The sequence below is a fragment of the Opacimonas viscosa genome, from assembly GCF_024199005.1.
Taxonomy (GTDB): domain Bacteria; phylum Pseudomonadota; class Gammaproteobacteria; order Enterobacterales; family Alteromonadaceae; genus Opacimonas; species Opacimonas viscosa.
In genome coordinates, this window is record NZ_JANATA010000244.1 from 1 (window position 1) to 252 (window position 252).

The window sequence follows — 252 nt, forward strand, 5'->3', positions numbered from 1 at the left end:
GGTGGTAACCAATCACTGCTACTGCGCTTAAAAGGTGAAAACACAACCTTATCAGTGACCATTCAAACTGAACTGATGCGTAAAGCTGCACGTTTTGGTGTGGTCCTAGGAGACAGTGCTCCACAAGCTTGCCGCTCTGCAATTCAAGCCTCGATGCAGAACTTGAATGTCTTGATCGATGGAGCCTGTGCCAAAACCACGTTTAGTGAATTACTCGATTATTTACACCAAGAGAAAATTTGGGTGTATACC

Annotated in this window: 1 protein-coding gene; it reads left to right on the forward strand. The window is 44.8% G+C overall.

The window, feature by feature from the left end; translation table 11 throughout:
• Positions 1 to 252: nucleotidyltransferase family protein (locus NLF92_RS13455; RefSeq protein ID WP_254102765.1), on the forward strand; the 252-nt coding region annotated here is incomplete at both ends.